This is a genomic window from Streptomyces sp. NPDC005784 (genome assembly GCF_042871525.1).
Taxonomy (GTDB): Bacteria; Actinomycetota; Actinomycetes; order Streptomycetales; family Streptomycetaceae; genus Streptomyces.
Window position 1 is genome coordinate 49,343 of sequence record NZ_JBIAIQ010000028.1, and the last position, 26,828, is coordinate 76,170.

Sequence of the window (26,828 nt, forward strand, 5' to 3'; positions counted from 1 at the left end):
ACGTCGCGGGCCTGGGCGGGCCCTATGCCAAGAGGAGGAACATGCCGCTCAACGTAACAGCGGGCGCGGGGAGTCGGCCACGGATTTCCCCGGCCGTCCGTCCCGCACCCGCTGTCACGCTGCTGCCGTTCAGCTCTCCGTCAGGCCCTCGATCAGGGTGTCGGCGGCTCGGTAGGGGTCCAGTTCACCTGCGACGATGCGCTCCGCGAGGGCGCTCAGCCGGCGGTCGCCGTGGAGGTCGCCGATGCGCCGGCGCAGCGCGGTGACGGCGATCGTCTCGACCTCCTGGGACGCTCGGGCGAGCCGGCGCTCGGCCAGTACGCCGTGCTCCTCCATCCACGCCCGGTGCTTCTCCAGGGCCTCGACGACCTCGTCGATGCCCTCCCCGCGCGCGGCGACGGTCTTGACGATCGGCGGCCGCCAGGCCCCGGGGCCACGGGACTCACCGAGGCTGAGCATGTGGTTGAGCTCGCGGGCGGTGGCGTCGGCGCCGTCACGGTCCGCCTTGTTGACGACGTACACGTCGCCGATCTCCAGGATTCCCGCCTTGGCGGCCTGGATGCCGTCGCCCATGCCGGGGGCCAGCAGCACCACCGAGGTGTCCGCCTGGGACGCGATCTCGACCTCGGACTGGCCGACGCCGACGGTCTCCACCAGGATCACGTCGCAGCCCGCCGCGTCCAGGACGCGGATCGCCTGGGGGGCCGACCAGGCCAGTCCGCCCAGGTGGCCGCGCGTCGCCATCGAGCGGATGTAGACGCCCGGGTCCGAGGCGTGGTCGGACATCCGGACACGGTCGCCGAGGAGCGCGCCCCCGGAGAACGGCGAGGACGGGTCGACGGCCAGCACACCGACCCGCTTGTCCTGCCGCCGGTAGGCCTTCACCAGCGCCGACGTCGACGTCGACTTGCCGACGCCGGGCGAGCCGGTGAGCCCCACCACGTACGCGTTGCCGGTCAGCGGGGCCAGCGCGGCCATGACCTCACGGAGCTGTGGTGCCGCTCCCTCCACGAGGGAGATCAGCCGGGCCACCGCCCGCGGCCGTCCTTCCCTGGCCTGGGTCACCAGCGAGGAGACGTCCTGCATCACAGCTCCGTTCACGAGAGGTCGGTCGTGCGAACGCGGGTCAGGCCTTGGCCACCCGCACGATCAGGGCGTCGCCCTGACCGCCGCCACCGCACAGGGCGGCCGCGCCCACGCCGCCGCCGCGCCGCTTCAGTTCGAGGGCGAGGTGCAGCACGAGGCGGGCGCCGGACATGCCGATCGGGTGACCGAGGGCGATGGCGCCGCCGTTGACGTTCACCTTTTCCGTGGACACGCCGAGGTCCTTCATTGACTGGACCGCGACCGCCGCGAAGGCCTCGTTGATCTCGATCAGGTCGAGATCCTCGACCTCGAGGCCCTCCTTCTTCAGGGCATGCAGGATCGCGTTCGAGGGCTGCGACTGCAGGGAGTTGTCCGGCCCCGCCACATTGCCGTGCGCGCCGATCTCCGCGATCCACTCAAGACCCAGCTCCAGCGCCTTGGCCTTGCTCATCACGACCACGGCGGCAGCGCCGTCCGAGATCTGGGAGGAGGTGCCGGCGGTGATGGTGCCGTCCTTGGCGAAGGCCGGGCGCAGCTTGCCGAGCGACTCGGCGGTCGTCTCGGCGCGGATGCCCTCGTCCTTGCTGAAGACGACAGGCTCGCCCTTGCGCTGCGGGATCTCGATGGGTGTGATCTCCGCCTCGAAGAGGCCGTTCTTCTGGGCGGCGGCCGCGCGCTGGTGGGAGAGGGCCGCGATCTCGTCCTGCGCCGGGCGCTGGATCCCGAGGCGGGTGTTGTGCTTCTCCGTCGACTCGCCCATGGCGATGCCCTCGAAGGCGTCCGTCAGACCGTCGTACGCCATGGCGTCGAGCATCTCGATCGCGCCGTACTTGTAGCCCTCGCGGGACTTCGGGAGCAGGTGCGGGGCGTTCGTCATGGACTCCTGACCGCCGGCGACGACGATGTCGAACTCGCCCGCGCGGATCAGCTGGTCCGCGAGGGCGATGGCGTCGAGGCCGGAGAGACACACCTTGTTGATGGTGAGGGCCGGGACGCTCATCGGGATGCCCGCCTTGACGGCGGCCTGGCGTGCCGGGATCTGCCCTGCCCCGGCCTGGAGCACCTGGCCCATGATCACGTACTGCACCTGGTCGCCGCCGATGCCCGCACGGTCGAGGGCGGCCTTGATCGCGAAGCCTCCGAGGTCGGCCCCGGAGAAGGACTTCAGCGAGCCCAGCAACCGCCCCATGGGCGTTCGGGCGCCCGCGACGATCACCGAGGTACTGCTGTTCGTTCCAGACATGAGGTGCGATCCCCTTACCGGCTTGCACAGCCGAGGAGTGAACGAGGGTTTACTGAGAATGTACTGAGCGGTAGGCCACCCGTCATCCGGCCCGGAGTGTGATCGCGCGCACGTTGCGTAACCACGCCAGGAGCGCTGCACTGACTCCATGCTGACGCGAATCGACCACATCGGGATCGCCTGTTTCGACCTCGACGCCACTGTCGAGTTCTACCGTGCGACGTACGGCTTCGAAGTCTTCCACTCCGAGATCAACGAGGAGCAGGGCGTCCGGGAGGCCATGCTCAAGATCAACGAGACGTCCGACGGCGGCGCCTCCTACCTCCAGCTGCTCGAACCCACCCGCGAGGACTCGGCCGTGGGCAAGTGGCTGGCCAAGAACGGCGAGGGCGTGCATCACATCGCCTTCGGCACCGCGGACGTCGACGGTGACGCCGCGGACATCCGGAACAAGGGCGTCCGGGTGCTCTACGACGAGCCGCGCATCGGGTCCATGGGGTCCCGGATCACCTTCCTCCACCCCAAGGATTGCCACGGAGTACTGACAGAACTGGTCACTTCGGCGGCGGTTGAGTCGGCTGAGCACTGACCTCCGTATATCTGGGCCGGTAGGGTTGGGCTCGGCCGTCGCCTTTCGCGGGGGACGGCCGTGGTCCCGGCGCCTTCCGGCGAGCGGGACCAAGGGCCGGGGTCCAGGTTTCGGGGGGCGAGCATCGGGGCAGCAGCCCGTGCTCCGCCGTTGATCTGACACCATTCCCCGGGGGCCCCGTTCGGCGGAAGAACGGTGCTCGTTCGGATTTACTTGCGACCAGGGGACGGATGGGACCGCGCAGTGCGGGGCTACGAACGCCAGGAGCGAGAGCCGGCGGCTGACGTCGACCACCTCTCTCGGTTCGAGGCCGAGATGGAACGGCTGAAGACCGAGCGGGAGAAGGCCGTCCAGCACGCCGAGGACCTCGGCTATCAGGTCGAGGTGCTGCGCGCCAAGCTGCATGAGGCGCGCCGCAGTCTGGCGACCCGTCCTGCCTATGACGGGGCCGACATCGGCTATCAGGCCGAGCAGATGCTCCGTAATGCCCAGATGCAGGCCGACCAGCTGCGCGTCGACGCCGAGCGCGAGATCAGCCAGGCACGGGCGCAGACCCAGCGCATCCTCCAGGAGCACGCCGAGCAGGCCGCCCGGCTCCAGGCGGAGCTGCACCAGGAGGCGGTCACCCGCCGCCAGCAGCTCGACCAGGAGCTGGCCGAGCGCCGGCAGACCGTCGAATCGCACGTCAACGAGAACGTGGCGTGGGCGGAGCAGCTGCGCGCCCGCTCCGAGTCCCAGGCCCGCCGTCTCCTGGACGAGTCGCGTGCCGAGGCCGAGCAGGCGCTCGCCGCGGCCCGTGCGGAGGCCGAGCGGGTCGCCGCCGAGGCCCGCCAGCGGCTCACCAATGACGCCGAGGCGACCCGCGCGGAGGCCGAGGCGCTGCTGCGCCGGGCCCGCACGGACGCCGAGCGGCTGCTGAACGCGGCGTCGACGCAGGCCCAGGAGGCCACCGACCACGCCGAGCAGCTGCGCAGCTCCACGGCGAACGAGTCGGACAACGCCCGCCGTCAGGCCACCGAGCTGAGCCGGGCCGCCGAGCAGCGGATGAGCGCCGCCGAGGCGGCGCTGCGCGAGGCGCAGGCCGAGGCGGGCAAGGTTCTGGACGAGGCCAAGGAAGCCGCGGCCAAGACGCTCTCCGGCGCCGAGTCGGTCAACGAGCAGCGCACGCGGACGGCGAAGGAGCAGGTCGCCCGGCTGGTCAGCGAGGCCACCAAGGAGGCCGAGACCACCAAGTCCGAGGCCGAGCAGATCGTCGCGGACGCCCGTACGAAGGCCGAGACGATCGTCGCCGAGGCGGAGGAGAGCGCCCGCAGCCTCACCGCCGAGGAGACCGCCTCCCAGCTCGCCAAGGCCGCCCGTACCGCAGAGGACGTGCTCAACCGCGCGTCCGACGAGGCCAAGAGGACCACCAAGGCGGCGGCCGAGGAGGCCGAGCGGATCCGCACCGAGGCGGAGACCGAGGCCGACCGGCTGCGCGCCGAGGCGCACGACATCGCCGCGCAGCTCAAGGGCACGGCGAAGGACGACACCAAGGAATACCGCGCCAAGACGGTCGAGCTCCAGGAGGAGGCGCGCCGGCTGCGCGGTGACGCCGAGCAGTTGCGTTCGGACGCCGTCGCCGAGGGCGAGCGCATCCGCGCCGAGGCCCGGCGCGAGGCCGTCCAGCAGATCGAGGAGGCGGCGCGGACCGCCGAGGAGCTGCTCGGCAAGGCGAAGGCGGACGCGGACGAGCTGCGCCAGGCCGCCACGGCGGACAGCGAGAAGGTCCGCACCGAGGCCATCGAGCGCGCCACGACCCTGCGCCGGCAGGCCGAGGAGACGCTGGAGCGGACCCGCGCGGAGGCCGAGAAGCACCGCACGGACGCCGTCGAGCAGGCCGAGACGATCGCGGCCGACGCGGAGCGGGCCGCCGAGCGGCAGCGCGAGGAGACCGAGCGGGCCATAGCGGCCCGTCAGGCCGAGGCCGCCGAGGGACTGGCCCGGCTGCACACGGAGGCCGAGGAGCGCATCACCGCCGCCGAGCAGGCGCTGACGGACGCGCGTGCGGAGGCCGAGCGGATCCGCCGCGAGGCCGCGGAGGAGACCGACCGGCTGCGTTCGGAGGCCGCCGAGCGGATCCGTACGCTCCAGGCGCAGGCCGAGACGGAGGCCGACCGGCTGCGCAACGAGGCCGCGGGAGACGCGTCGGCGTCCCGGGCCGAGGGCGAGGCCATCGCCGTACGGCTGCGTTCGGAGGCCGCGGCGGAGGCCGAACGGCTGAAGTCGGAGGCCCAGGACAGCGCCGACCGGGTACGGAGCGAGGCGCAGGCCGCGGCCGAGCGCCTGGCGACCGAGGGTGCCGAGACGCTGGCCGCCGCCCAGGAGGAGGCCGCCCGGCGCCGCCGCGAGGCCGAGGAGACCCTCGGTTCGGCGCGCCAGGAGGCCGACCAGGAACGCGAGCGGGCCCGCGAGCAGAGCGAGGAACTGCTCGCTTCCGCGCGCAAGCGCGTCGAGGAGGCCCAGACCGAGGCCGTACGGCTGGTCGAGGAGGCCGACCGGCGCGCGACCGAGATGGTCTCCAACGCCGAGCAGACCGCGCAGCAGGTGCGGGACTCGGTGGCGGGGCTGCACGAGCAGGCCCAGGAGGAGATCACCGGGCTGCGTTCGGCCGCCGAGCACGTGGCGGACCGTACGCGGACCGAGGCGCAGGGGGAGGCGGACCGGGTCCGCGCCGATGCGTACGCCGAGCGCGAGCGGGCGTCCGAGGACGCGGCGCGCCTGCGGCGCGAGGCGAACGAGGAGACGGAGGCCGCGAGCGCCCTCGCGGAGCGCACGGTCGCGGAGGCGATCGCCGAGGCGGAGCGGATGCGTTCGGACGCGTCCGACCACGCCCAGCGGGTACGCACCGAGGTGTCGGACGCGATCGCGAACGCCGACCAGGACGCCGCGCGCACCCGTGCGGACGCCCGGGAGGACGCGAACCGGATCCGTTCGGACGCGGCCGCGCAGGTGGACACCCTCATCACCGAGGCGACCGCGGAGGCCGAGCGGCTCGGGATCGAGACCGCGGCCGAGGCCGAGCGGGTACGCGCCGAGTCCGTGGCCAAGGCCGAGAAGCTCATCTCGGACGCGACCGGTGACGCGGAGCGGCTGCGCGCCGAGGCCGCCGACGCGGTCGGTTCCGCGCAGCAGCACTCCGAGCGGATCCGCACCGAGGCCGAGCGCTTCAAGGCTCGGGCGACGGAGGAGGCGGAGCGGCGCACGGCGTCGGCGCGCGAGGAGGCCGAGCGCACGCTGGACGCGGCCCGTCAGGAAGCCAACAAGCGGCGCTCCGAAGCGGCCGAGCAGGTCGACACGCTCATCTCCGAGACGGCGTCCGAGGCGGACAAGCTGCTCTCCGAGGCACAGCAGAGCGCGCAGAAGACGACGGCGGACGCCGAGTCGCAGGCCGACACGATGGTCGGTGTGGCGCGCGGCGAGGCCGAGCGGCTCGTCTCGGAGGCGACGGTCGAGGGCAACACCATCGTGGAGCGGGCCCGTACGGACGCGGACGGGCTGCTCGTCGGCGCGCGCCGGGACGCCACGGCGATCCGGGAGCGCGCCGAGGAACTGCGCGACCGCGTCACGTCCGAGATCGAGGATCTGCACGAGCGGGCGCGCCGTGAGTCGTCCGAGGCGATGAAGAACGCGGGCGACCGGTGCGACGCGCTCGTCAAGGCCGCCGAGGACCAGCTCGCCGAGGCCGACGCGAAGGCCAAGGACCTTCTGTCGGAGGCGAACTCCGAGGCGAGCAAGGTGCGTATCGCCGCGGTGCGGAAGGCCGAGGGGCTCCTCAAGGAGGCCGAGCAGAAGAAGTCCTCGCTCGTCGCCGAGGCCGAGAAGATCAGGTCCGAGGCCATTCAGGAGGCGAAGGCGGCCGTCGAGGAGGGCAAGCGCGACCTGGAGGTCCTGGTCCGCCGGCGTGAGGACATCAACGTGGAGATCTCCCGTGTCCAGGACGTCCTCGAAGCGTTGGAGTCTTTCGAGGCCCCATCGGGTGGCAAGGACGGCGGAGTGAAGGCGGGTGCTGCCGCGGGGGCCACCCGTGCGGGTGGCAAGGCGTCGGAGAGCTAGCCGGAGGCACGGATTCCGTGCTTTGTAGGACGTTTGTCACAGATTCTGGCAAGCCATCCGACAGCTAGCCACCCAAAAGGAGTGTCATTCTCCAGATCAAACACGTATCCGCTCGATGACACACCGCATTGCCCCCTAGGATTCCCCCTATCACCTCACCGGTCTCATTCGACAGGAACCCCATGAGCGACACTTCCCCCTACGGCTTCGAGCTTGTGCGGCGTGGATACGACCGCGCTCAGGTGGACGAACGCATCTCGAAGCTCGTCTCCGACCGTGACAGCGCTCTGGCCCGTATCACCGCCCTTGAAAAGCGCATCGAGGAACTCCATCTCGAAACGCAGAACGCCCAGGCCCAGGTAAGCGACGCCGAGCCGTCGTACGCCGGTCTCGGCGCGCGCGTCGAGAAGATCCTCCGCCTCGCCGAGGAGGAGGCCAAGGACCTGCGCGAGGAGGCCCGTCGCGCGTCCGAGCAGCACCGCGAGCTCGCCGAGTCGGCGGCTCAGCAGGTGCGCAACGACGCAGAATCGTTCGCCGCGGACCGCAAGTCCAAGGCGGAGGACGAGGGCGTCCGGATCGTCGAGAAGGCCAAGAGCGAGGCCTCGCAGCTGCGCACCGACGCGCAGAAGGACGCGCAGTCCAAGCGCGAGGAGGCGGACGCCCTCTTCGAGGAGACCCGCGCCAAGGCCGCCCAGGCCGCCGCCGACTTCGAGACGAACCTCGCCAAGCGTCGCGAGCAGTCCGAGCGCGACCTGGCGTCGAGGCAGGCCAAGGCCGAGAAGCGCCTCGCGGAGATCGAGCACCGCGCTGAGCAGCTCCGCCTGGAGGCCGAGAAGCTGCGCACGGACGCCGAGCGCCGCGCCCGCCAGACGGTGGAGACGGCTCAGCGGCAGGCCGAGGACATCGTGGCCGACGCGAACGCGAAGGCCGACCGCATCCGCTCGGAATCCGAGCGCGAGCTGGCCGCCCTCACCAACCGCCGCGACTCGATCAACGCGCAGCTCACGAACGTCCGCGAGATGCTCGCGACGCTCACGGGCGCCGCGGTGGCCGCCGCCACCGGCCCGGCCGAGGACGAGCCGATCACTCGCGGGGTTCCGGCCCAGCAGTCCCGGTGAGCGCACAGCAGTAGCGATAACCGCACAGCACGACACCAGGGCCCGTTCCCTCTGCCGAGGGCGCGGGCCTTGTCGTGCCGGTGAGGGTGTGCTCGCTCAAGTGGCAGGCTCCCGGGGGCCGTCTTAGCGTGGCCGCATGATCGAGCTGGAGGGGCTGACCAAGCGGTACGGCGAGAAGGTGGCGGTCAACAACCTCACCTTCGCCGTCAGACCGGGCATCGTGACCGGCTTCCTCGGTCCCAACGGTGCCGGGAAGTCCACGACGATGCGGATGATGCTCGGGCTCGACCGTCCCACCGCAGGCGACGTACGGATCGACGGACAGCACTACGACCATCTCAAGGACCCCCTGAAGTACATCGGCGCCCTGCTCGACGCCCAGGCCATGCACGGCGGCCGCAGCGCCTTCAACCATCTCCTCTGCCTCGCCCAGAGCAACGGCATCCCGAAGGCGCGCGTCCACGAGGTCCTCGACACCGTCGGCCTCACCGCGGTCGCGCGGAAGAAGGCGAAGGGGTTCTCGCTGGGCATGGGCCAGCGACTCGGCATCGCGGGCGCCCTCCTCGGCGACCCGCGGATCCTCATGTTCGACGAGCCGGTCAACGGCCTCGACCCCGAGGGCATCCACTGGATCCGCAACCTGATGAAGTCCCTCGCCGTACAGGGCCGTACGGTCTTCGTCTCCTCGCACCTCATGAGCGAGATGGCACTGACCGCCGACCACCTCGTCGTCATCGGCCAGGGCAGACTGCTCGCCGACACCACGATGGCCGACTTCATCCAGCAGAACTCGCGCTCGTACGTCCGGATCCGCTCCCCGCAGCGCGAGCGGCTGCTCGATGTGCTGCAGGGCGCGGGGATCACCGTCGTCCGGACGGGCAGCGGCACCCTCGAAGTGGACGACGGAAAGCCGGAGCACATCGGCGAACTGGCCGCTCAGCACCAGATCGTGCTGCATGAGCTGAGCCCTCAGCAGGCCTCGCTGGAGGAGGCGTTCATGCAGCTGACCGCGGAGTCGGTGGAGTACCACGCCCACAGCGACGCGCCGGGTCCGCAGATCTCGTCGAGCCCGCCGGACCCGCCCCCCGCCCCGCAATGGGGCGGCGACTGGAAGAAGGGCTGACCGTGGCGGCCACCCAGGTCCTCAGGTCCGAGTGGACCAAGATCCGGTCCGTGGCGTCCACGGTGTGGACGCTGAGTCTCGCGGCGGTCGTCACGATCGCCCTGGGCATCCTCATCTCGCTCCTCTCCAACAACGAGTGGGACAACATGAGCGCGAGGGACCGGCTCACCTTCGACCCGACATACATCAGCTTTGCGGGCATGGGCCTCGGCCAGCTCGCGATGATCGTGTTCGGGGTGCTCGTCGTCGGCAACGAATACAGCACCGGAATGATCCGCACCTCGCTCGCGGCCGTCCCGCAGCGCGGCACGTTCCTCTTCAGCAAGGTCGCGGTGGCGGCCGGCCTCGCCTTCGTCGTCGGCATGATCACCAGCTTCATCACGTTCTTCGTGGGCCAGGCCGCGCTCGGCACGCACAAGGCGTCGATCAGCGATCCGGGGGTGCTGCGCGCGGTGATCGGCGGCGGGCTCTACATGACGCTCATCGCCGTCTTCTCGATGGGCGTCGCGGCGATGCTGCGCAGCCCGATGCTCTCGCTGGGCATCCTGATGCCGTTCTTCTTCCTGATCTCCAACATCCTGGGCGCCGTGTCCGCGACGAAGAAGGTCGGCCGCTACCTCCCCGACCAGGCCGGCAGCAGAATCCTCCGGGTGGTGACCCCCCTCGACGACACCCCCTACGGACCCTGGGGCGGCCTCGGCATCATGGTGCTGTGGGTGGCCGCGGCCCTGATCGGCGGGTACGCGCTGCTCAAGAAGCGGGACGCGTAGGGGCGAACTTCTGGATCGCCGCGGGGGTGACGGGGGTGAAGAAGTTGACGAGGTTGCCGTCGGGGTCGCGGAACAGCAGCGAGCGGTTGCCCCAGGGCATGGTGGTGGGCTCCTTGACGAAGTCGGTGACGAAGGCGGTCAGGTTCGCGTGGACCCGGTCCACGTCGTCCACCAGGAACTCGATGATCACACTGTGATTGTCGGCCGGGCGGGAAGAGCCCGGCGCGAACAGCGGGACGGTGCGGGTGCCGGCGATGGCGAGGGTGGCGCCGGGGGTCTCGAGTTCCGCGAAGTCCTCGGTGGACCAGGTCGCCGGCAGTCCGGTGACCTTCTCGTAGAACTCGACGAGGCGGGCGACGTCGCCGGTGATGACCCGGATCGAGACGAGGTTCATGACGTTCTCCCTGGAGTCGTGATGTCGTTGCCCTTCGCACGCTAGGACGGATAGTGGACAGAATCGGTCCACTATCCGCGTTAAAGTCGGTCCGTGTCCCGACCCACCGGCCGCGTGCTCACCCTGCTGGAGCTGTTGCAGTCGGGCGGTACCCGGACCATGGCCGAACTCGCCGACCGGCTCGGCGTCGACAGACGCACCGTGCGCCGGTACGTGGACCATCTGATCGACCTCGACGTGCCGGTCGAGGCGGTGCGCGGCCGCTACGGCGGGTACCGTCTCGCCCCCGGCTACAGGCTGCCTCCCCTCATGCTCGGCGAGGACGAGGCGATCGCCGTGCTGCTCGGTCTGGTCGCCGGCCGCCGGGCGGGGCTGACGACGACGAACGCCACCGCGGGCGAGACGGCGGCTGCGAAGATCCGCCGGGTGCTGCCCGAGCGCCTCGCCCGCCGGCTGGACACCGTCCTGGAGTCGCTCGCCTTCACGGAACCGGCCGACGTGTTCGCCACCCCCGACGCGGAGGTCCTGCTCACCATGGCCGACGCGGTACGTCACCGCCGGCCGGTCTCCTTCAGGTACACCGACCGCGGCGGGCGGCGCGGCGACCGCACGCTGCACCCGTACGGGGTCGTGGCCCACGCGGGGAAGTGGTACGTCACCGGCATGGACCCCGAAGCCGGGGAGGACCGGACCTTCCGGCTCGACCGCGTCACCGGCGCGCGGACCCTGTCCGGGTCGTTCGAGGCGGTCGCGGGGCCGGATCCGGCACAGCGTGTGCTGTCCGGGTTCGCCACGGCGGCGTACCGCCACGAGGTGACCCTGCGGATCGACGGGACAGTCGAGCAGATCCGCGCCCGGCTTCCCGCGAGCGTCGCGAGGGTGGAGGAGCCGGCGTCCGCGCCGGGCGGGGAACCCGCGAGCGTGGAGGAAGACGCGTCCGCGCCGGGCGCGGAACCCGCGACCGGGCGCTGGCTGGTCGTCGGCCTGCGGGTGGAGCGGCTCGACTGGCTGCCTCCGGTGCTCGCCGCCCTCGACCTGCCGTTCGTCATCGAGCGGCCCGAGGAGCTGCGCGACCTGGTCGTCGCGTTCGCGGAGCGCTTCGCGACCCGCGCACACGGAGCCTGACGGCGCCGGGTCGGCGTCCCCCGCGGACGCTCACGCCCACGACGACCTGGCCGACCGGACCCACCACGACGCCCAAGAAGACCGGGACGACCGGAGCGACCGGAGCGACCGGAGCGACCGGAGCGACCGAAGGCAACGGAACCGTGACCCGGGGGTGGCGCGCCCGGGCGGGCTCGTCCGCGCGTCCAGGCGGGTTAGTCCCCGTCCGGCCGGGGGGCGATCAGCCCGTCGAAGTCGGACCACCCCTCCCAGCGCCACACGTCCTTGTCGAACTCCGGCTGGAGCGGCACGAAGCGGCCCAGCTCGAAGTCCCCGGCCTCCAGGTCGAACCAGCGCTCGTCGGCGACCTCGGTACCGAGCCCGACGGTCCGCGCGGTCAGCCGGACGAGAAGCTTCACCCCGGACGAGCCGGCCAAGTCCTTGCCCTGGATCCTGCGGAACGGCAGTTCGGCCACCGGCGCCTCGACCGGTATCCACACCGTGAAGGGCGCCCCGCGTTCGACCGCGAGCCAGCTCCGCTCGTCGGCCGGCTCGCCCTTCGCGTCCAGGACCTTCAGCCACTGCTTGTAGATGACGAGGCTGCCGTCGTGCGGGGAGCGTTCCAGATAGCGCAGATGGGCGCGGGCCCGCAGGTCGACGACCGACAGATTGTCGAAGCGGTTGTAGAACCGGACGGCGATGATGGCGTCGTCGCTGTCCGCGTTCCGCCGCGAGTAGCCCGGGAAGTCGGCGGTCCAGGCGTGCGAGATGCTGGCCCGCCGTCGCCAGACGAAGGGCCGCAACGCGAACAGCTTGATCAGGACGATGCCCAGCAGCACCGCCGGCACCAGCGCGCCGGTCACGGAGGCGACCGTGGCGAGCAGCTGGTGAGCGGTGCTGTCCGGTTCGGGGCTGAGGTTGTCGGTGCCGACGCAGGCCCGCAGCACGGCCAGGCTGAGGTCCAGGAGCCGCTCCTCGTCCGAGAACCGGTCCGCCATCGAACGCGGCGACTTCTCGGTCAGCGTCCATGCCGCCGCCAGGACCACCGAGAGTCCGGCCAGCGCGCCCAGCGCCATCATCAGCAGGGCATGGACGGTGCGTCCCGCGATCCACCAGCGAACGGACGTACGAAAACGCGGATGCGCCGATCCCCGCCCCGATCTCCCCACCCGTCCCACCGCGCGTCTCATCACGCGTCCCACCTCGCACCTCATCGGCCTCAACTCGCCTCCCCCGTAACCTACTTCGCCCCCACTCGTACAATTGGGACGGCATCATTCCCGGTGCCGGTTCAGGCCAACCCCGCTCAGCCGGGGAGACCGGGTCCCGCGCCGGGTACATCTGGTGTGAGGGCCCAGGTACATCTCGCGTGAAAGGCTGAGCCCGCATGCGCGCGACACCACCCCCGAAGGGCGTCACCGTGACGACGAAGGACCGAAGCCTCGAGGCGCTGGGCCTGGACGACGTGCCCGCGAAGAAGCCCCTCACCTATCCCGGCCGGCCCACCACCGAGCCGTCCCTGCTGACCGGCGGCGAGCTGCTCCAGCTGGACGTCCGGCCGCTGCGGCTCGGCGAGTGGTACGTGGAGGAGCGCCAGGAGCAGCAGCGGCTGGACGAAGCCCTCGCCGGACTGGGCCAGGTGGGCACCGGGCTGCGCCACCCGGTCATCGCCGTCGGCTCGAACGCCTCCCCCGGGCAGGTCGCCCACAAGCTGACCCGGCTCGGCATCCCGGCGACGGTGCCGATGATCCCGGTGCGGGTGCGCGGAGTCGCCGTGGGCTGCTCGGGACACATCAGCCCGGCGGGTTACGTGGCCGGGACGCCGTACGTAGACCGGACCGCCGAGACGACGCTCGTGGTGACCTGGCTGGACTCGACGCAGCTCAAGGCCGTCGACGACACCGAGTTCCCGGACTACCGGCGGGCGATACTCCCCGGCGACGAGTTCGCGATGACGATGCCCTCCGGGGAACGGCTCGGCGGCGCGTACATCTACTTCAGCGCGCACGGCGTGCTCGCCGAGCCGGAGACCGGGCGGCCCCGCCGGGGCGGCGGCGACCAGTCCGAGCTGCTCTCCGCCCTGCTCGGAGATTCCGCACGCCTGCGAGAACTGCTCGGGCCCGACCCGGCGGCCTGGGTGCGCCGCGCGGGGGCCGACCGGTCGCTGCGCGAGGCCGGCACGCTGATCTTCGGCCAGGAGGGCTGGGTGCTGCCCCAGACCGACTTCCTGCCGTACCTCGACGAATCGGCCGAACTGCGGCTGTACGACGATCTGCCGCCGCTGGACGATTCCCTGCCGGACCGGCCCTGAGAATTCCCCGTCGGCCGGACGGGCGCGGATTCCCTTTTCCCACCTGACCAGGAAGGACGGGTACCTGACAGGACACCCGTACGAAATTTCGCCCTCTACTGGATCTTTCACCGGCTGATGGGCACGTCTTTACTTTCTCTTGAGTGGAACCGCCCGCGCCCGGATATCCTCCTAACCCTTACGGGGGCGCGCGCCCCGACGTCCTGAACCTTTCGATGGGTGCGGAGAATGATCGAGGCAGTCGGCCTGACTAAGCGCTATGGCGCCAAGACGGCCGTGTACAACCTTTCCTTCCAGGTCCGGCCGGGTGCCGTCACCGGTTTCCTCGGCCCCAACGGCTCGGGCAAGTCGACGACGATGCGCATGATCCTCGGCCTCGACAACCCCTCGTCCGGGCAGGTGACGATCGGCGGGTTCCCCTACCGCAAACTGCCGAACGCCCCCCGCCAGGTCGGCGCGCTCCTCGACGCCAAGGCCGTGCACGGTGGCCGGCACGCCCGCAACCACCTGCTGTGCCTGGCCCAGCTGTCGGGCATCCCGGCCCGCCGCGTGGACGAGGTACTCGGCGTCGTCGGTCTCCAGGACGTGGCCCGAAAGCGCTCCAAGGGCTTCTCGCTCGGCATGGGCCAGCGCCTCGGCATCGCCGCCGCGCTCCTCGGCGACCCCCAGGTGCTGCTCTTCGACGAGCCGGTCAACGGTCTCGACCCCGAGGGCATCCTCTGGGTGCGCAACCTGATGAAGTCCCTCGCGGCGGAGGGCCGTACGGTCTTCGTCTCCTCGCACCTGATGAGCGAGATGGCGCTGACCGCCGACCACCTCATCGTGATCGGCCGCGGCCAGCTGCTCGCCGACCAGAGCATCAAGGAGTTCATCTCCCACAACTCGGCCGACTTCGCCCGGGTGCGCACCCCCGACACCGAGCCGCAGCAGCGCGAGAAGCTGACCGCAGCGCTGACCGAGGCGGGCGGCCAGGTGCTGCCCGAGCAGGACGGCGCGCTGCGCGTCACCGGGCTGCCGCTCCCCCGCATCAGCGACCTCGCGCACTCCTCCGACGTCCGGCTGTGGGAGCTGTCGCCGCACCAGGCCTCGCTGGAGGAGGCGTACATGCGGATGACGCAGGGTGCCGTCGACTACCGCTCGACCATCGACCAGAAGGCCGGGCTCCAGCAGCAGCTGCCGCCGGGCGCCATGCCGCCGCAGCTGCCGGTCGCGGGCCAGGGCCAGCCCGGCTGGTACGCCCCGCCGTCGCCCCAGCAGGGCGGGCAGCCCTTCGCCATGCCGCAGACCGGGCCGTACGGCGCTCCCGTCGCCCCCGGCGCGGGCGGTCCCGGCCCGTACGGCGCTCCGGCCGCCCCCGGCGCCACGGACGTCAACCCGTACGCCCAGGCCCCCGCGGGCTCTCCGGCGCCCGCCGCCGCACCCGTGCCTGAGCCCACGCCCGCGCCCGCCGCCGACCTGACCAAGCCCGAGGACGCCCGATGAGCACGCCCCAGCCCCCTATGCCGCAGCAGGCCGCCGCTGCCCCCGACTGGCAGGCGGCGCCCGGCACTTCGTACACCTCGCCGATCCCCGTCACCCGCACCCACCTCGGCCACGCGCTCAACTCCGAGTGGACGAAGATCAAGTCGGTGCGCTCCACGCTGTGGACGCTCGGCATCTTCCTGCTCCTGGTGGTCGGCATCGGCTTCCTGGTCGCCGCGCAGACCACGAACGAGGACTTCGGGGACACGCCCTACACGATCCCCGCGTTCTTCGGGCTGATGCTCGGACAGATCTGCCTGATCACGCTGGGCGTCCTGGTGGTCTCCTCCGAGTACGGCACGGGCATGATCCGCACGACGTTCACGGCCTCGCCGCAGCGGCACCGGGTGCTCGCCGCGAAGCTGATCATCTTCTTCGCGGTCGCGTTCGTCGTCTCGGCCTTCGCGATCGGACTGGTCGGCCTGTTCACCGCGGGAATGCACAGCGGTGGCTCCGACGTCCCGTGGGGCGGCACCGTCGTGATGGCCGCGCTGTACGTCTCGCTGCTCGGCGTTCTCGCGCTCGCGGTGGGCTCGATGCTGCGTCACTCGGCGGGCGCGATCACCACGATGCTCGGTATCGTGCTGCTGCCCGCGATCATGCCCGCGTTCCTCATGATGTCCGAGAGCCTGCGGACGGTCGGCGAGAAGATGCAGGAGTACGCCGCCCCCAACGCCCTCGCCAAGATCTTCCGGCTGGGCACCGAGGACGGCCACGGCGGCGCGCAGCTCGGCCTGCTCGCCGGATTGACGGCGGCGGCGATCATCGGCGCCTTCGTGCTCCTGGAGCGCCGGGACGTGTGACGATCGCGCCCGCTTGACAGCCCGGGGCCGGACGACGTGAGACAGGACGCCCCGGGACCGGACAGCCTGAGGCCGGGCCTTCCGAAGTCTCCTAGAACCTGGGCGCGTTACGGGACCGCTGCACCCTCGAGGTGCGGCGGTCCTTCGCGTTCCAGCAGGCCTTGTGCCAGTGCCGCCGCTCGTCGACGCCCGAGTGCTCCGGCCAGGCCACCACGTGCGGAACCCCGGACGGGATCAACTGGTCGCAGCCGGGGCAGCGGTAGGTCTTGCCCTGCGCGCTCGCGCCCGCCACATGGCGCACGCTCCACTCCTCGCCCCGCCAGCTCTCCGTGGACTGCCAGCCGCCGTAGCGGTCCGACGTGTCCTCCTCGGCGCTCCTGCCGGACGAGCCGGGGTCCTTCGGACGGTTGCGACGCGGGGACAAGGGACACCTCACGGAGCGATACAGGGGGCAGGGGCCAAGTCCAGCCTACGCGGCACTCACAGGGGTAGGCGTACTCCGCCAACCCGCACAGACCCCCATCGGACAGCCCAATTCCCAGACAATCCGCAAATCTCTCCGCAAGGCCGTGTCTTCGGCACGTGTCACGCGGTTATGCCGGGTGGGGGAGCTCCGTGTCGGAGCCGAGGAAGCAGGAAGTTCGATGCACGTTGGAAGCTTTGTACTGGCCGCCCAGTTCCCTGGCCAGGGCCAGGGAGAGGCCCTGCACCGCGCGGTGCGGTCGGCCGAGGTCGCCGAGGAGGCCGGGCTCGACGCGGTCTGGCTGGCCGAGCACCACTTCGTGCCGTACGGGACATGCCCGTCGGCCATCACACTCGCCGCGTATCTGCTCGGCCGCACCCACCGTATCCGGATCGGCACGGCGGTCAGCGTGCTGCCCACCGTCCACCCCGTGGCGCTCGGCGAGCAGGCGGCGCTGCTGCACCTGACGTCCGGCGGGCGGTTCTCGCTGGGTGTCGGCCGCGGCGGCCCCTGGGTCGACCTGGAGGTCTTCGGCGCGGGCCTCGCGGCGTACGAACAAGGGTTCCCGGAATCACTCGATCTGCTCGTCCGCTGGCTGCGCGAGCCGTCCGTCGCCGGCACCTCCGAGCGGTTCTCGTTCCGCGAAGTCCCCGTCGTACCACGCCCGTCGGAGGCGCTGAGCGGCGCTCCGGGTCCCGAGGTCGTCGTCGCGTGCACCTCACCGGCGAGCGTCCGGCTCGCCGCCGAGCGCGGCCTGCCGATGCTTCTCGGCATGCACGTCGGGGACGAGGAGAAGGCCGAAATGGTTGCTCTGTGGCGGCAGCACGCCCACGCGGCGGGCCGCCCGTCGGACGAGATCCTGACCGCCGCCCATGTCTCCGCCGGCGTCTGCCAGATCGCGGACCGCCGCACCGACGCCGTCGAGACGCTCGTGAAGGCGATGCCGGGCTGGCTGAAGCAGGGACTGGAAGCCCATGTGACGGTCGACGGCCGCGCCCGCTCGATGCGGGACCCGGTGGCGTACACCGAACTGCTCTGCGGGCTGCACCCGGTGGGCACGCCGCGGCTGTGCGCCGACCGGCTCGCGGCGACCTCGGAGCGGACCGGTATCGCACGGTTCGCCCTGCTCGTCGAGGGCTCGGGCGACCTGGCGGCGACCGAGGAGAACGTACGCCGGCTGGGGACCGAGGTGCTGCCCCATCTCAGGTGACCGCGCGAAGTCCGGCCCGACCGGCCGGACACGCGGGGAGCTTGCCGCCCCGGTACCAATGCACCTCCCGCGTACGGAGCGGCAAGCAATGCGGCTCAGTGCGTCAGCAGTCCCTGAACTCCGGGGACTGGTTGAGCAGCTGACTGCGGACCGAGGTGAAGCGTGCCAGTGTGTCGTCCACCGAGTCGTCCAGCGGGAACACCGCCACCCGGTGGCAGTTCTGGAAGGCCAGCCGCACTCCGAAGTGCCGCTGCAGCGCGCCGCGTATCGCGTCACTCGCGAGCGCACGCAGCAGCTGGCCACGTGCCTGCTCGTCCGGCGGGGGCGTCTGGTTGTCGGCGAACTTGCCACCGTCCACCTTCAGCTGGGCCACCAGGGAGCTGATCATCTCCCACGCGTAGGGCAGGGAGGTCCGGACGCAGTCGACGAAGTCAGCTTCGTCGACCTCGCCTCGCTCGGCCTGTTGGAGTAGGGCCGGTGAGACGTCGAGCGACATGGGTTCTCCTCTCGCACCCCCATACCTCGGGGGTTGCCGGACAGGGACGGGGATCGCAATATCGAACACGCTGAGTACATGCATCGCGACCTCCCGTTCATACGGTAAGCATCGCCAGGTAACGGCACCAGGAGAATGCGCACATAGCGAACGCCCAGTAGGCCGACAATCAGCCACGACCGAACAGGGAACCTTCAGGATCAATGGGGTGACCCGCGCAAACGCCGGTCGGGCCGCGCGACGGGAGCCGGGGGCAAAAGGGGCGAAGCGCAGTTTCTCCGTCGGGTGCGGGCGCGGGAGACGAGCGGGAGAATCGCGTGCACCACCGCCGGTCGAGTAGCGTTGCCGACCATGCGTCTCGTCATTGCCCGCTGTTCCGTGGACTACGCGGGCCGGCTCACCGCCCATCTCCCGTCGGCCCCCCGCCTGATCCTCGTGAAGGCGGACGGCAGCGTCTCGATCCACGCGGACGACCGGGCCTACAAGCCCCTCAACTGGATGTCGCCGCCCTGCACACTGAAGGAGGGGTCAGGCGACGACGAAGGCACCTGGACCGTCATCAACAAGGCGGGCGAGAAGCTCATCATCACGATGGAGGAGATCCTCCACGACTCCTCGCACGAACTCGGCGTGGACCCCGGCCTGATCAAGGACGGCGTGGAAGCGCACCTCCAGGAGCTGCTCGCCGACCGCATCGAGACACTCGGCGAGGGCTACTCGCTCATCCGCCGTGAGTACATGACGGCCATCGGCCCGGTCGACATCCTGTGCCGGGACGCCGAGGGGCAGACCGTCGCCGTGGAGATCAAGCGCCGCGGCGAGATCGACGGAGTGGAGCAACTCACCCGCTACCTGGAGCTGTTGAACCGCGACCCGCATCTCGCGCCGGTCCGCGGCGTCTTCGCCGCCCAGGAGATCAAGCCGCAGGCCCGCGTCCTCGCCACCGACCGCGGCATCGGCTGCAAGGTCCTGGACTACGACGCCCTGCGCGGCATCGAGGACGACAAGCTGCGGCTGTTCTGAACCCCTCGGGTTCGTATACGGGAGAGGGCCGGGTCCGATTTCGGACCCGGCCCTCTCGCGTTCCGTACGGTCAGATCACCGCGCCGCTCGGCGACGTGGCGACGCCGGTGCTCGCCGGCACGCTGCTCGCCGGCAGACCGGCCGACGTGCTCGCCGGCGCGCTGCTCGACACGGGACCGCTCGCGGAGTTCGAGGTAGCCGGAGCGGTCGGCGTGCTGGCCGAGGGCGACGCGGACGGCGAACCGCTCGGCGTCTTCGAACCGGACGGCGACGGCGAACCGCTCGGCGTCTTCGAGGGGGACGACGACGGTTTGCCCGTGGACGACTTCGAGGGCGTCGCGGTCGCCGACTTCGAGGGCTTGCCCGAGGCCGTGTGCGTCCCACTCGGCTCGTCGGACGGCCGATGGCCCGTCGTGGCCGTGGCCGGGGGCGTCGGGTCGTCCGAGGTGCCGTACGTGCCATCGGGCCCCGGGTCGGTGGGCGTGGCCACGGCGCCGGGAGTGGAGTCGTCGCCCTTCTTCGCCTTGTCCGCCCCCAGGCTGTCGTCCTGGCTGCCCTGAGTGGCCGACGGGTTGACGCCGACCTTCTCGGACGGGGTGTCGTTGGTGTGGTCCGAGGTCGCGCCGAGGGTCACCACGGTGCCGAGGACGGCGACGAGGAGCGCGCCCGCTCCCGCGGCCACCAGGTTGCGCCGGGTGCCGGTGACCAGCCGCCCCGCGACGCCCTGCCGCTTGGCCGCGGGGCTGCCGGGGCCGGCCGGGTGGGCGAGCACCGTGACGGTGTCGCCGGACGGGTCGGTCCGGGAGTAGGCGGCCACCACACCACCGGGCGGCGACATCGACTCGTCGTGCCGCGCGTCGGGCACCTCTTCGCCCGCCGGGGTGCGCCCGGCGGTGAGCTGCAGGGTCCCGGAGCGGTCGGCGACCAGCGCGAGGGCCCGGCGGCCGGCGGTGGTGCCGCGCTTGTCGGCGAGCGCGGCGCGCATGGCGACCGAGGCCTCCAGCTCGGCGCGAGCCCGGTCGAGCTGATGGCCGCAGAGCGCGAGGATGCCCAACTCATGGTGGAAGTAGGCCTGTTCCCCGCCGTCGTCGGCAAGTTCGGAGGCCTCGACGCCAAGGCGCAGGCCGCGTTCCCAGGCGCTCCAGTTCAGCCCCGCCGCGAAGGCGGGCGCGGCCGTGCGGGCGAGCTGGACGGAGACGCTCTCGTCCTCCTCGTCCGCGGGGGCGGTGGTGACCGGGACGAGCACGTCGAGCGCGGCGAGCAGCGCGTCGGCCTCGGCGCAGACCCGCTCCGGGGTGACGGAGGGGTGTCCGGCCCACCAGGTGTAGTGCTGGGCGGCGGCGAGCGCGCTCTCCTGGAGGGTGTCCGCGTATCCGGAGGCCTCCAGCTGGGCCTGCACCCCGGCGGCGAGCCGGTAGCGGGAGCCGACCGGGGAGACCAGCGCACTGTTCGCGAGTTCGGCGAGCGCCGCGTCGGCGTGGGTGTCGCCCACGAGCGCGGGCAGATGGGCCTGGTGGGGCACCTCGCCGCCGAGCGCGACGGCGAAGCGCAGGGTGGCGCGCGCCGAGTCGCTCAGCCGGGAGGCGAGCAGCGCGGCGGGCGCGGCGCCTTCCGCGAGGGAGGGAAGCGGTGTTTCGTGGCCGTCGCCGACCTCGAAGGGCGCGTCGGCCGGGGCCTCCTGGAAGACGCCGTAGTCGTCGAAGGCGTCCTCGCCGGCCCGCAGCCGGTCGCGCTGCCGCAGCAGGGCGCCGGCCTGCATGAAGCGCAGGGGCAGTCCCTCGGACTCGAACCAGAGGTCGCCCGCCCAGTTGGACTCGTCCTCCGTCAGGACCCGTCCGACGGCACGCTCCAGCAGTTCGAGACCGCCGCTGCGGTCGAGGCCGCCGAGGACGACCTCCTCGACGAGCGCGTGCGCGGACGGGGCGGGTATGTCGGGGGTGGCGGCGATCACGAAGGCGCACTCGGGAGTGGCGTCGAGCAGCTCGTCGAGAGCGCTGCCGCCGATCTCCGCGTCGTCGAGGACGACGACCGCGCCGATCTCGTGGACGAGGCGGCGCAGTTCCTCGCGGTCCGGGCGGTGCAGGGGGGCTTCGTAGACGGCGGCGAAGAGGTCGTACACCAGGTCGCTCGCCGTGCGCCGGTAGCCGGAGAGGCGGATGACGCCGTCGGGGGCGAGGTCCGCGCAGTCGTCGGCCACGGCGTCCAGCAGGACGGTACGGCCCGATCCCGAGGGGCCGGTGAGGCGCACCGATCGCCCGCGCGCGAGGAGGCGTACGAGCTGCTCGCGCTCCTCCTGGCGCTCGAGGAGCGGCAGCCGGGGCTGCGCCGGGCCGGGCGGAACGGGCGGCTGCGCCGCGCGGGCGCGCTCGGCGCGTTCGGCGGCTCCGTGCTTGACCGGCGGCTGCGGGCGCTCGTGCGGCGGGCAGTTCTCCATCTCACTGCCGTCGACGGGGTTGACCGTCAGCAGGAATTCGCCCGCGACGAGCCGGACCGTGCGGACGACCACGGGCTTGTGCTGGCCCAGGTCGGTTGCGAGCGGGTCGCGCGGCGGGCGCGGGCGAGGCGCCTGGCCGTCGTCGTCATGGCCGTACTCTTCGGATCCCCGGTTGATCGGGTCCATGTTCCAAGCCCCCCAAAAGCGTCGTGTGCCGATGCCCTCCCGGCCTGGCTGCACACCGCTCTGTCGCTTCTGGTCCGGTGCCCGCTCGTAGGGTTTCGGTCGGCGGGCAGCCGAACCCTAAACCTTCGCACAGTATCTACGAACAGGCGGGGTACCGCGCCGTCCGAACCGTCACAGCTTCGTGAGGATTGTGCACGTGGTGCGCTTCGTGCGCCGGTCAGGGCGCGTACGCGGTCGCACACACGGAGCGAGTGGGGCGCGCGCTCAGGTCACACGCGGGGCAGGGACTCGACCCCGATACCACCCTCGATCGCCAGGATCCGGTGCAGCCGGGTGGCCACCAACAGGCGCTGCATCTGTGGTGGTACGCCGCGCAGCACGAGCCGTCGGCCACACCGCCCGGCGCGTCGGTGGGCCCCCATGATGACACCGAGCCCGGTGGCATCCCAGGAGTCCAGCTCGGACAGGTCCAGCACCAGATCGCCGGCTCCGTCGTCGACGGCCGTGTGCAGGACCGTACGGGCGTCCGCCGCGCTGCGTACGTCGAGGCGGCCCCCGACGACCAGCTCGGCGTGGTCGCCCCTGATGTACATATGCGCTCCCCGAGAATGTGTCTCGTAACTCCGCGTGTGTCTGTTTCCGCGTCTTCGCGTCTTCATGTTGTGCATGGTCTGACTGCCTGAGAGCCGCGGAGGTTGCCGTCTGTAAGCGAACCGATACCGAATTCACCTCATGGGGTGACATCCGAGAGGCGCGCAAGGCTTCCGTGGCGTATGCGGCGACCGGTTTCGGTCGCCGCATGATCGTTCAGTGCTTGTAGAAGCCCTGCCCGCTCTTGCGCCCGATGTCACCGGCGTCAACCATCCGGCGCATCAGCTCCGGAGGCGCGAACTTCTCGTCCTGGGTCTCGGTGTAGATGTTGCCGGTGGCGTGCAGCAGGATGTCGACGCCCGTGAGGTCGGCGGTGGCCAGGGGGCCCATCGCGTGACCGAAGCCCAGCCGGCAGGCGAGGTCGATGTCCTCGGCGGTGGCGACGCCCGACTCGTACAGCTTCGTCGCCTCGACGACGAGGGCCGAGATGAGGCGGGTGGTCACGAACCCGGCGACGTCGCGGTTGACGACGATGCAGGTCTTGCCGACGGACTCGCTGAACTCCCGCGCGGTGGCGAGCGTTTCGTCGCTGGTCTTGTAACCGCGGACCAGCTCGACGAGCTGCATCATCGGCACCGGCGAGAAGAAGTGCACGCCCACGACCCGCTCCGGGCGCTCCGTGGCCGCCGCGATCTTGGTGATCGGGATCGCGGAGGTGTTGGAGGCGAGCACGGTGTCGGGGCGGACGATCTTGTCGAGCGCCTGGAAGATCTCGTGCTTGACCTCGAGCTTCTCGAAGACCGCCTCGACGACGATGTCCGCGTCGGCGGCCGCTTCCAGGTCGGTGGTCGCCGTGATGCGCGCGAGCGCCGCGTCCGCGTCCGCGGCTTCCAGCTTGCCCTTGCTCACGAACCTGTCGTACGAGGCCTTGATGCCGTCGAGGCCGCGGTTCAACGCCTCGTCGGTGACGTCGCGCAGGACGACGTCCCAGCCCGCCTGCGCGGAGACCTGAGCAATACCGGACCCCATGAGTCCGGCTCCGATGACGGCGAGCTTCCCTGCCACTCCGACTCCCTCAACACACGTAACACGCTGCTTGTGTATGCCTCTTCGGCGGAGAGTAGCGTTCGGGAAGGGCCGGGAAACCCGTAAGTAACGCGTGTCACGGTCTCAGGGCGTGAGACACCCGTCACGTCGTGTCCGACGGGCTTGGCGATCCTGCCTCCGACCGGGGGCGGAGGGATTTCGACCACCGCCGCAGGAGCGCCACCACCTCGTGGGGTCACGCTTGTCGGCCCTTCGCGGACCCGCTTGTGCCGAGGTCTCCACGCCCTGTGACCCGCATGAGGGATGTGCGACATCTCCAGTGCTCGCACGGGCGTCTAAATTGGCCCCATGGTCAATCTGACGCGCATCTACACCAGGACCGGCGACCAGGGCACCACCGCCCTCGGGGACATGAGCAGGGTCGCCAAGACCGATCTGCGGATCTCGGCGTACGCCGACGCCAACGAGGCGAACGCGGTGATCGGTACGGCGATCGCGCTGGGCGGCCTGGAGGCCGAGGTCGTCCAGGTCCTCACCCGCGTCCAGAACGACCTGTTCGACGTGGGCGCGGATCTGTCGACGCCGGTGGTCGAGGACCCGAAGTACCCGCCGCTGCGGGTGGAGCAGTTCTACGTCGACAAGCTGGAGGCGGACTGCGACCTCTTCAACGAACGGCTGGAGAAGCTCCGCTCCTTCATCCTGCCCGGCGGCACCACCGGCGCGGCACTCCTCCACCAGGCCTGCACGGTCGTGCGCCGGGCCGAGCGTTCCACCTGGGCGGCGCTGGAGGTGCACGGCGAGGCGATGAACCCGCTCACCGCGACCTACCTCAACCGGCTCTCCGACCTCCTGTTCATCCTGGCGCGCACGGCGAACAAGGATGTGGGCGACGTGCTGTGGGTCCCGGGCGGCGAGCGCTGAGCAGGTCCTCAGCCGCACCCGCCAGGACGAAGGGCGCCCGCGCCGGGTTCGAAGGTCACTTCGAACCCGGCGCGGGCGCCCTTCGTCGTCCTCGCGGCCGGCCCCGGGCGGCGGAGGGGCGAGAAGGCCCACGTCAGCCGCCTGCCGGTCCGTCAGGTCGTCCCGCGGGTCGCCAATCAGCGCCAGAGGCAGGGGAGTTGGGGGCGGGGTGCAACACCGAAACAGTGGTCCAGACCTATTGACCTATGGTCCAGACCTTCCTATTCTCACGGCACCATGAGCGTGAAGGCTCAGTCACGCCCCTCCCCTCCCCCGACTCCCCCAAGGAGGCGCGGAATGCGCTTCAGACAACGAGCGACGGCAGGGCTCGCCACCCTGTTGCTCCCCCTGGCCGGCCTGGTCGGCCTCGCGGGCCCCGCCCACGCCGCCGACTCCGCCACCGCCACGTACGCCAAGACCCAGGACTGGGGCACTGGCTTCGAAGGCAAGTGGACGGTCAAGAACACCGGTAGCACCGCGATCAGCTCGTGGACGATCCAGTGGGACTTCCCCTCCGGCACATCGGTCACCTCGGCCTGGGACGCGGACGTCACCAGCTCCGGCAACCACTGGACCGCCAAGAACAAGTCCTACAACGGCAGTCTCGCCGCGGGCGCCTCCGTCTCCTTCGGCTTCAACGGCGCGGGCGCCGGCTCACCGTCCAACTGCACGCTGAACGGCGGCAGTTGTGACGGCGGCACCACCGTCCCCGGTGACAGCGCGCCCTCCGCGCCGGGCACCCCCACCGCCTCCTCCGTCGCCGACACCTCGGTGAAGCTCTCCTGGAGCGCGGCCACCGACGACAAGGGCGTCAAGAACTACGACGTCCTGCGCGGTGGCACCAAGGTCGCGACCGTGACGACGACCTCGTACACGGACACCGGTCTGACCGCCGGCACCGACTACTCGTACACCGTCCAGGCCCGTGACACCGCCGACCAGACCGGTCCGGTCAGCGGCGCGGTCGCGGTCCACACCACCGGCGGCACCACCACCCCGCCGCCCAGCGGCAACGCCGTCAAGCTCGGCTACTTCACCGAGTGGGGCATCTACGGCCGCAACTACCAGGTCAAGAACCTGGTGACGTCGGGCTCGGCCGCCAAGATCACGCACATCAACTACGCCTTCGGCAACGTCACCAACGGCCAGTGCGCGATCGGCGACTCGTACGCCGACTACGACAAGGCCTTCACCGCCGACCAGTCGGTCAGCGGCGTCGCCGACACCTGGGACCAGCCGCTGCGCGGCAACTTCAACCAGCTGCGCGAGCTGAAGGCCAAGTACCCGAACATCAAGATCCTCTGGTCCTTCGGCGGCTGGACCTGGTCCGGCGGCTTCGCCCAGGCCGCCGCCAACCCGGCCGCCTTCGCGCAGTCCTGCTACAACCTCGTGGAGGACCCGCGCTGGGCCGATGTCTTCGACGGCATCGACATCGACTGGGAGTACCCGAACGCCTGCGGTCTGTCCTGCGACACCAGCGGTGCCGCGGCCTACAAGAACCTGATGCAGGCCCTGCGCGCCAAGTTCGGCACCGGCAACCTGGTCACCGCGGCCACCACGGCCGACGGCACCTCCGGTGGCAAGATCGACGCCGCCGACTACGCGGGCGCCTCGCAGTACGTCGACTGGTACAACGTGATGTCGTACGACTTCTTCGGAGCGTTCGCCGCGCAGGGCCCGACCGCCCCGCACTCCCCGCTCACCTCGTACAGCGGCATCCCGACGCCCGGCTTCGACACGGCCGACGCGATCGCCAAGTTCAAGTCGAAGGGCGTGCCCGCTAGCAAGCTGCTCATCGGCATCGGCTTCTACGGCCGTGGCTGGACCGGTGTCACCCAGTCCGCGCCCGGCGGCACGGCGACCGGTCCGGCGGCCGGTACGTACGAGCAGGGCATCGAGGACTACAAGGTCCTCAAGACGTCCTGCCCCGCCACCGGCACCGTCGCCGGTACCGCTTACGCCTACTGCGGCAACAACTGGTGGTCGTACGACACCCCGTCCACCATCGGAACGAAGATGTCGTGGGCCAAGAGCCAGGGCCTGGGCGGCGCCTTCTTCTGGGAGTTCAGCGGCGACACCAGCAACGGTGAACTCGTCGGCGCCATCAACAGCGGCCTGAGCTAATCCCTGTCCCACCCCGCACCACCGCCGCGGGGGGGCCCCCCCCCCCGGCCCCCCCGGGGGGGGGCCGCCCCCCCCGGCCCCCGGGGGGCGCCCCCCCGCCCCCGCCCGCGGGCGGCGCGGGCCCGGGGCGGGACCCCCCC

22 protein-coding genes are annotated in these 26,828 nt (G+C 71.1%); 13 read left to right on the top strand and 9 right to left on the bottom strand.

The genetic code is table 11. The annotated features are described in order from the left end of the window. Positions 1-129 precede the first annotated feature (129 nt). A complete protein-coding gene (gene meaB / locus ACFYR3_RS32765; protein ID WP_355853321.1) occupies positions 130-1,086 on the bottom strand; it encodes a methylmalonyl Co-A mutase-associated GTPase MeaB in 957 nt (318 codons plus the stop codon). Positions 1,087-1,126: 40 nt separating this feature from the next. Next, positions 1,127-2,329: an acetyl-CoA C-acetyltransferase gene (locus ACFYR3_RS32770; RefSeq protein ID WP_355853246.1), complete on the bottom strand. Its 1,203-nt coding sequence runs from the start codon at positions 2,327-2,329 to the stop codon at positions 1,127-1,129. Between the two features lie 148 nt (positions 2,330-2,477). On the opposite strand from ACFYR3_RS32770, the gene mce reads away from it, so the two are divergent. The 5 genes from mce to ACFYR3_RS32795 all read left to right on the top strand — a co-directional run bounded on the left by mce (position 2,478) and on the right by ACFYR3_RS32795 (position 10,021). Beyond that, entirely contained in the window at positions 2,478-2,918 is a 441-nt protein-coding gene (gene mce / locus ACFYR3_RS32775; protein ID WP_355853249.1) for a methylmalonyl-CoA epimerase, read from the top strand. Positions 2,919-3,161: 243 nt separating this feature from the next. After that, on the top strand, positions 3,162-7,010 hold the full coding sequence (gene scy / locus ACFYR3_RS32780; protein WP_389285551.1) for a polarized growth protein Scy: 3,849 nt from the start codon (positions 3,162-3,164) through the stop codon (positions 7,008-7,010). 182 nt (positions 7,011-7,192) lie between these two features. Further along, positions 7,193-8,128, top strand: a complete 936-nt coding sequence (locus ACFYR3_RS32785) for a cellulose-binding protein (RefSeq protein ID WP_355853255.1) — start codon at positions 7,193-7,195, stop codon at positions 8,126-8,128. 136 nt (positions 8,129-8,264) lie between these two features. After that, on the top strand, positions 8,265-9,251 hold the full coding sequence (locus ACFYR3_RS32790; RefSeq protein WP_355853258.1) for an ABC transporter ATP-binding protein: 987 nt from the start codon (positions 8,265-8,267) through the stop codon (positions 9,249-9,251). Between the two features lie 2 nt (positions 9,252-9,253). Next, complete coding sequence (locus ACFYR3_RS32795) at positions 9,254-10,021, top strand: ABC transporter permease (RefSeq protein ID WP_355853261.1); 768 nt, start codon at positions 9,254-9,256, stop codon at positions 10,019-10,021. On the opposite strand, the gene ACFYR3_RS32800 is transcribed toward ACFYR3_RS32795, so the two are convergent. Beyond that, a complete protein-coding gene (locus tag ACFYR3_RS32800) occupies positions 10,002-10,415 on the bottom strand; it encodes a VOC family protein (RefSeq protein WP_355853264.1) in 414 nt (137 codons plus the stop codon). The two genes, ACFYR3_RS32795 and ACFYR3_RS32800, sit on opposite strands and share 20 nt — an antisense overlap. 93 nt (positions 10,416-10,508) lie before the next feature. Between ACFYR3_RS32800 and ACFYR3_RS32805 the strand changes: the two genes are divergently transcribed. After that, positions 10,509-11,540 (top strand): YafY family protein, encoded by a 1,032-nt coding sequence (locus ACFYR3_RS32805; protein ID WP_355853267.1) that lies wholly within the window; start codon positions 10,509-10,511, stop codon positions 11,538-11,540. 194 nt (positions 11,541-11,734) lie between these two features. On the opposite strand, the gene ACFYR3_RS32810 is transcribed toward ACFYR3_RS32805, so the two are convergent. Continuing rightward, on the bottom strand, positions 11,735-12,709 hold the full coding sequence (locus ACFYR3_RS32810; protein ID WP_355853270.1) for a hypothetical protein: 975 nt from the start codon (positions 12,707-12,709) through the stop codon (positions 11,735-11,737). Positions 12,710-12,906: 197 nt separating this feature from the next. Between ACFYR3_RS32810 and ACFYR3_RS32815 the strand changes: the two genes are divergently transcribed. From ACFYR3_RS32815 to ACFYR3_RS32825, 3 genes are all read left to right on the top strand, one after another. Next, on the top strand, positions 12,907-13,830 hold the full coding sequence (locus tag ACFYR3_RS32815) for a hypothetical protein (RefSeq protein WP_355853273.1): 924 nt from the start codon (positions 12,907-12,909) through the stop codon (positions 13,828-13,830). Between the two features lie 228 nt (positions 13,831-14,058). Beyond that, positions 14,059-15,312: an ABC transporter ATP-binding protein gene (locus ACFYR3_RS32820; RefSeq protein WP_389285555.1), complete on the top strand. Its 1,254-nt coding sequence runs from the start codon at positions 14,059-14,061 to the stop codon at positions 15,310-15,312. Then, entirely contained in the window at positions 15,309-16,154 is an 846-nt protein-coding gene (locus tag ACFYR3_RS32825) for an ABC transporter permease (protein ID WP_355853279.1), read from the top strand. Before ACFYR3_RS32820 ends, ACFYR3_RS32825 begins: the two co-directional genes overlap by 4 nt. A gap of 91 nt (positions 16,155-16,245) precedes the next feature. Here ACFYR3_RS32825 and ACFYR3_RS32830 read toward each other — a convergent pair whose 3' ends face one another. Then, positions 16,246-16,578 (bottom strand): ATP/GTP-binding protein, encoded by a 333-nt coding sequence (locus ACFYR3_RS32830; protein WP_355853282.1) that lies wholly within the window; start codon positions 16,576-16,578, stop codon positions 16,246-16,248. A gap of 220 nt (positions 16,579-16,798) precedes the next feature. On the opposite strand from ACFYR3_RS32830, the gene ACFYR3_RS32835 reads away from it, so the two are divergent. Further along, entirely contained in the window at positions 16,799-17,827 is a 1,029-nt protein-coding gene (locus ACFYR3_RS32835; RefSeq protein ID WP_355853285.1) for an LLM class flavin-dependent oxidoreductase, read from the top strand. 103 nt (positions 17,828-17,930) lie between these two features. Here ACFYR3_RS32835 and ACFYR3_RS32840 read toward each other — a convergent pair whose 3' ends face one another. After that, entirely contained in the window at positions 17,931-18,323 is a 393-nt protein-coding gene (locus ACFYR3_RS32840; protein WP_151472273.1) for an SCO5389 family protein, read from the bottom strand. A gap of 351 nt (positions 18,324-18,674) precedes the next feature. Here ACFYR3_RS32840 and nucS point away from each other — a divergent pair, with 351 nt between their 5' ends. After that, positions 18,675-19,346 carry an endonuclease NucS gene (gene nucS / locus ACFYR3_RS32845; RefSeq protein ID WP_355853289.1) on the top strand — a complete coding sequence of 224 codons (672 nt, stop codon included), beginning with the start codon at positions 18,675-18,677 and terminating at the stop codon, positions 19,344-19,346. 70 nt (positions 19,347-19,416) lie between these two features. Here the strand turns inward: nucS and ACFYR3_RS32850 are convergent, their stop codons facing one another. The 3 genes from ACFYR3_RS32850 to ACFYR3_RS32860 all read right to left on the bottom strand — a co-directional run bounded on the left by ACFYR3_RS32850 (position 19,417) and on the right by ACFYR3_RS32860 (position 23,622). After that, positions 19,417-21,966, bottom strand: a complete 2,550-nt coding sequence (locus ACFYR3_RS32850; RefSeq protein WP_389285558.1) for an ATP-binding protein — start codon at positions 21,964-21,966, stop codon at positions 19,417-19,419. A gap of 269 nt (positions 21,967-22,235) precedes the next feature. After that, on the bottom strand, positions 22,236-22,559 hold the full coding sequence (locus ACFYR3_RS32855; protein WP_329301685.1) for an STAS domain-containing protein: 324 nt from the start codon (positions 22,557-22,559) through the stop codon (positions 22,236-22,238). Positions 22,560-22,773: 214 nt separating this feature from the next. Continuing rightward, positions 22,774-23,622 (bottom strand): 3-hydroxyacyl-CoA dehydrogenase family protein, encoded by an 849-nt coding sequence (locus ACFYR3_RS32860; protein ID WP_355853296.1) that lies wholly within the window; start codon positions 23,620-23,622, stop codon positions 22,774-22,776. A 330-nt stretch (positions 23,623-23,952) separates the two neighbouring features. On the opposite strand from ACFYR3_RS32860, the gene ACFYR3_RS32865 reads away from it, so the two are divergent. Beyond that, positions 23,953-24,525: a cob(I)yrinic acid a,c-diamide adenosyltransferase gene (locus tag ACFYR3_RS32865; protein WP_261707176.1), complete on the top strand. Its 573-nt coding sequence runs from the start codon at positions 23,953-23,955 to the stop codon at positions 24,523-24,525. Positions 24,526-24,861: 336 nt separating this feature from the next. Further along, entirely contained in the window at positions 24,862-26,688 is a 1,827-nt protein-coding gene (locus tag ACFYR3_RS32870; protein ID WP_355844354.1) for a glycoside hydrolase family 18 chitinase, read from the top strand. The last annotated feature ends 140 nt before the right edge of the window (positions 26,689-26,828 follow it).

Bases quoted from the DNA above. Each gene is read 5' to 3' on its own strand.
- meaB (WP_355853321.1), bottom strand. From the start codon at position 1,086: ATGCAGGACGTCTCCTCGCTGGTGACCCAGGCCAGGGAAGGACGGCCG.
- ACFYR3_RS32770 (WP_355853246.1), bottom strand. From the start codon at position 2,329: ATGTCTGGAACGAACAGCAGTACCTCGGTGATCGTCGCGGGCGCCCGA.
- mce (WP_355853249.1), top strand. From the start codon at position 2,478: ATGCTGACGCGAATCGACCACATCGGGATCGCCTGTTTCGACCTCGAC.
- ACFYR3_RS32785 (WP_355853255.1), top strand. From the start codon at position 7,193: ATGAGCGACACTTCCCCCTACGGCTTCGAGCTTGTGCGGCGTGGATAC.
- ACFYR3_RS32790 (WP_355853258.1), top strand. From the start codon at position 8,265: ATGATCGAGCTGGAGGGGCTGACCAAGCGGTACGGCGAGAAGGTGGCG.
- ACFYR3_RS32800 (WP_355853264.1), bottom strand. From the start codon at position 10,415: ATGAACCTCGTCTCGATCCGGGTCATCACCGGCGACGTCGCCCGCCTC.
- ACFYR3_RS32810 (WP_355853270.1), bottom strand. From the start codon at position 12,709: ATGAGACGCGCGGTGGGACGGGTGGGGAGATCGGGGCGGGGATCGGCG.
- ACFYR3_RS32815 (WP_355853273.1), top strand. From the start codon at position 12,907: ATGCGCGCGACACCACCCCCGAAGGGCGTCACCGTGACGACGAAGGAC.
- ACFYR3_RS32820 (WP_389285555.1), top strand. From the start codon at position 14,059: ATGATCGAGGCAGTCGGCCTGACTAAGCGCTATGGCGCCAAGACGGCC.
- ACFYR3_RS32825 (WP_355853279.1), top strand. From the start codon at position 15,309: ATGAGCACGCCCCAGCCCCCTATGCCGCAGCAGGCCGCCGCTGCCCCC.
- ACFYR3_RS32835 (WP_355853285.1), top strand. From the start codon at position 16,799: ATGCACGTTGGAAGCTTTGTACTGGCCGCCCAGTTCCCTGGCCAGGGC.
- ACFYR3_RS32840 (WP_151472273.1), bottom strand. From the start codon at position 18,323: ATGTCGCTCGACGTCTCACCGGCCCTACTCCAACAGGCCGAGCGAGGC.
- nucS (WP_355853289.1), top strand. From the start codon at position 18,675: ATGCGTCTCGTCATTGCCCGCTGTTCCGTGGACTACGCGGGCCGGCTC.
- ACFYR3_RS32850 (WP_389285558.1), bottom strand. From the start codon at position 21,966: ATGGACCCGATCAACCGGGGATCCGAAGAGTACGGCCATGACGACGAC.
- ACFYR3_RS32855 (WP_329301685.1), bottom strand. From the start codon at position 22,559: ATGTACATCAGGGGCGACCACGCCGAGCTGGTCGTCGGGGGCCGCCTC.
- ACFYR3_RS32865 (WP_261707176.1), top strand. From the start codon at position 23,953: ATGGTCAATCTGACGCGCATCTACACCAGGACCGGCGACCAGGGCACC.
- ACFYR3_RS32870 (WP_355844354.1), top strand. From the start codon at position 24,862: ATGCGCTTCAGACAACGAGCGACGGCAGGGCTCGCCACCCTGTTGCTC.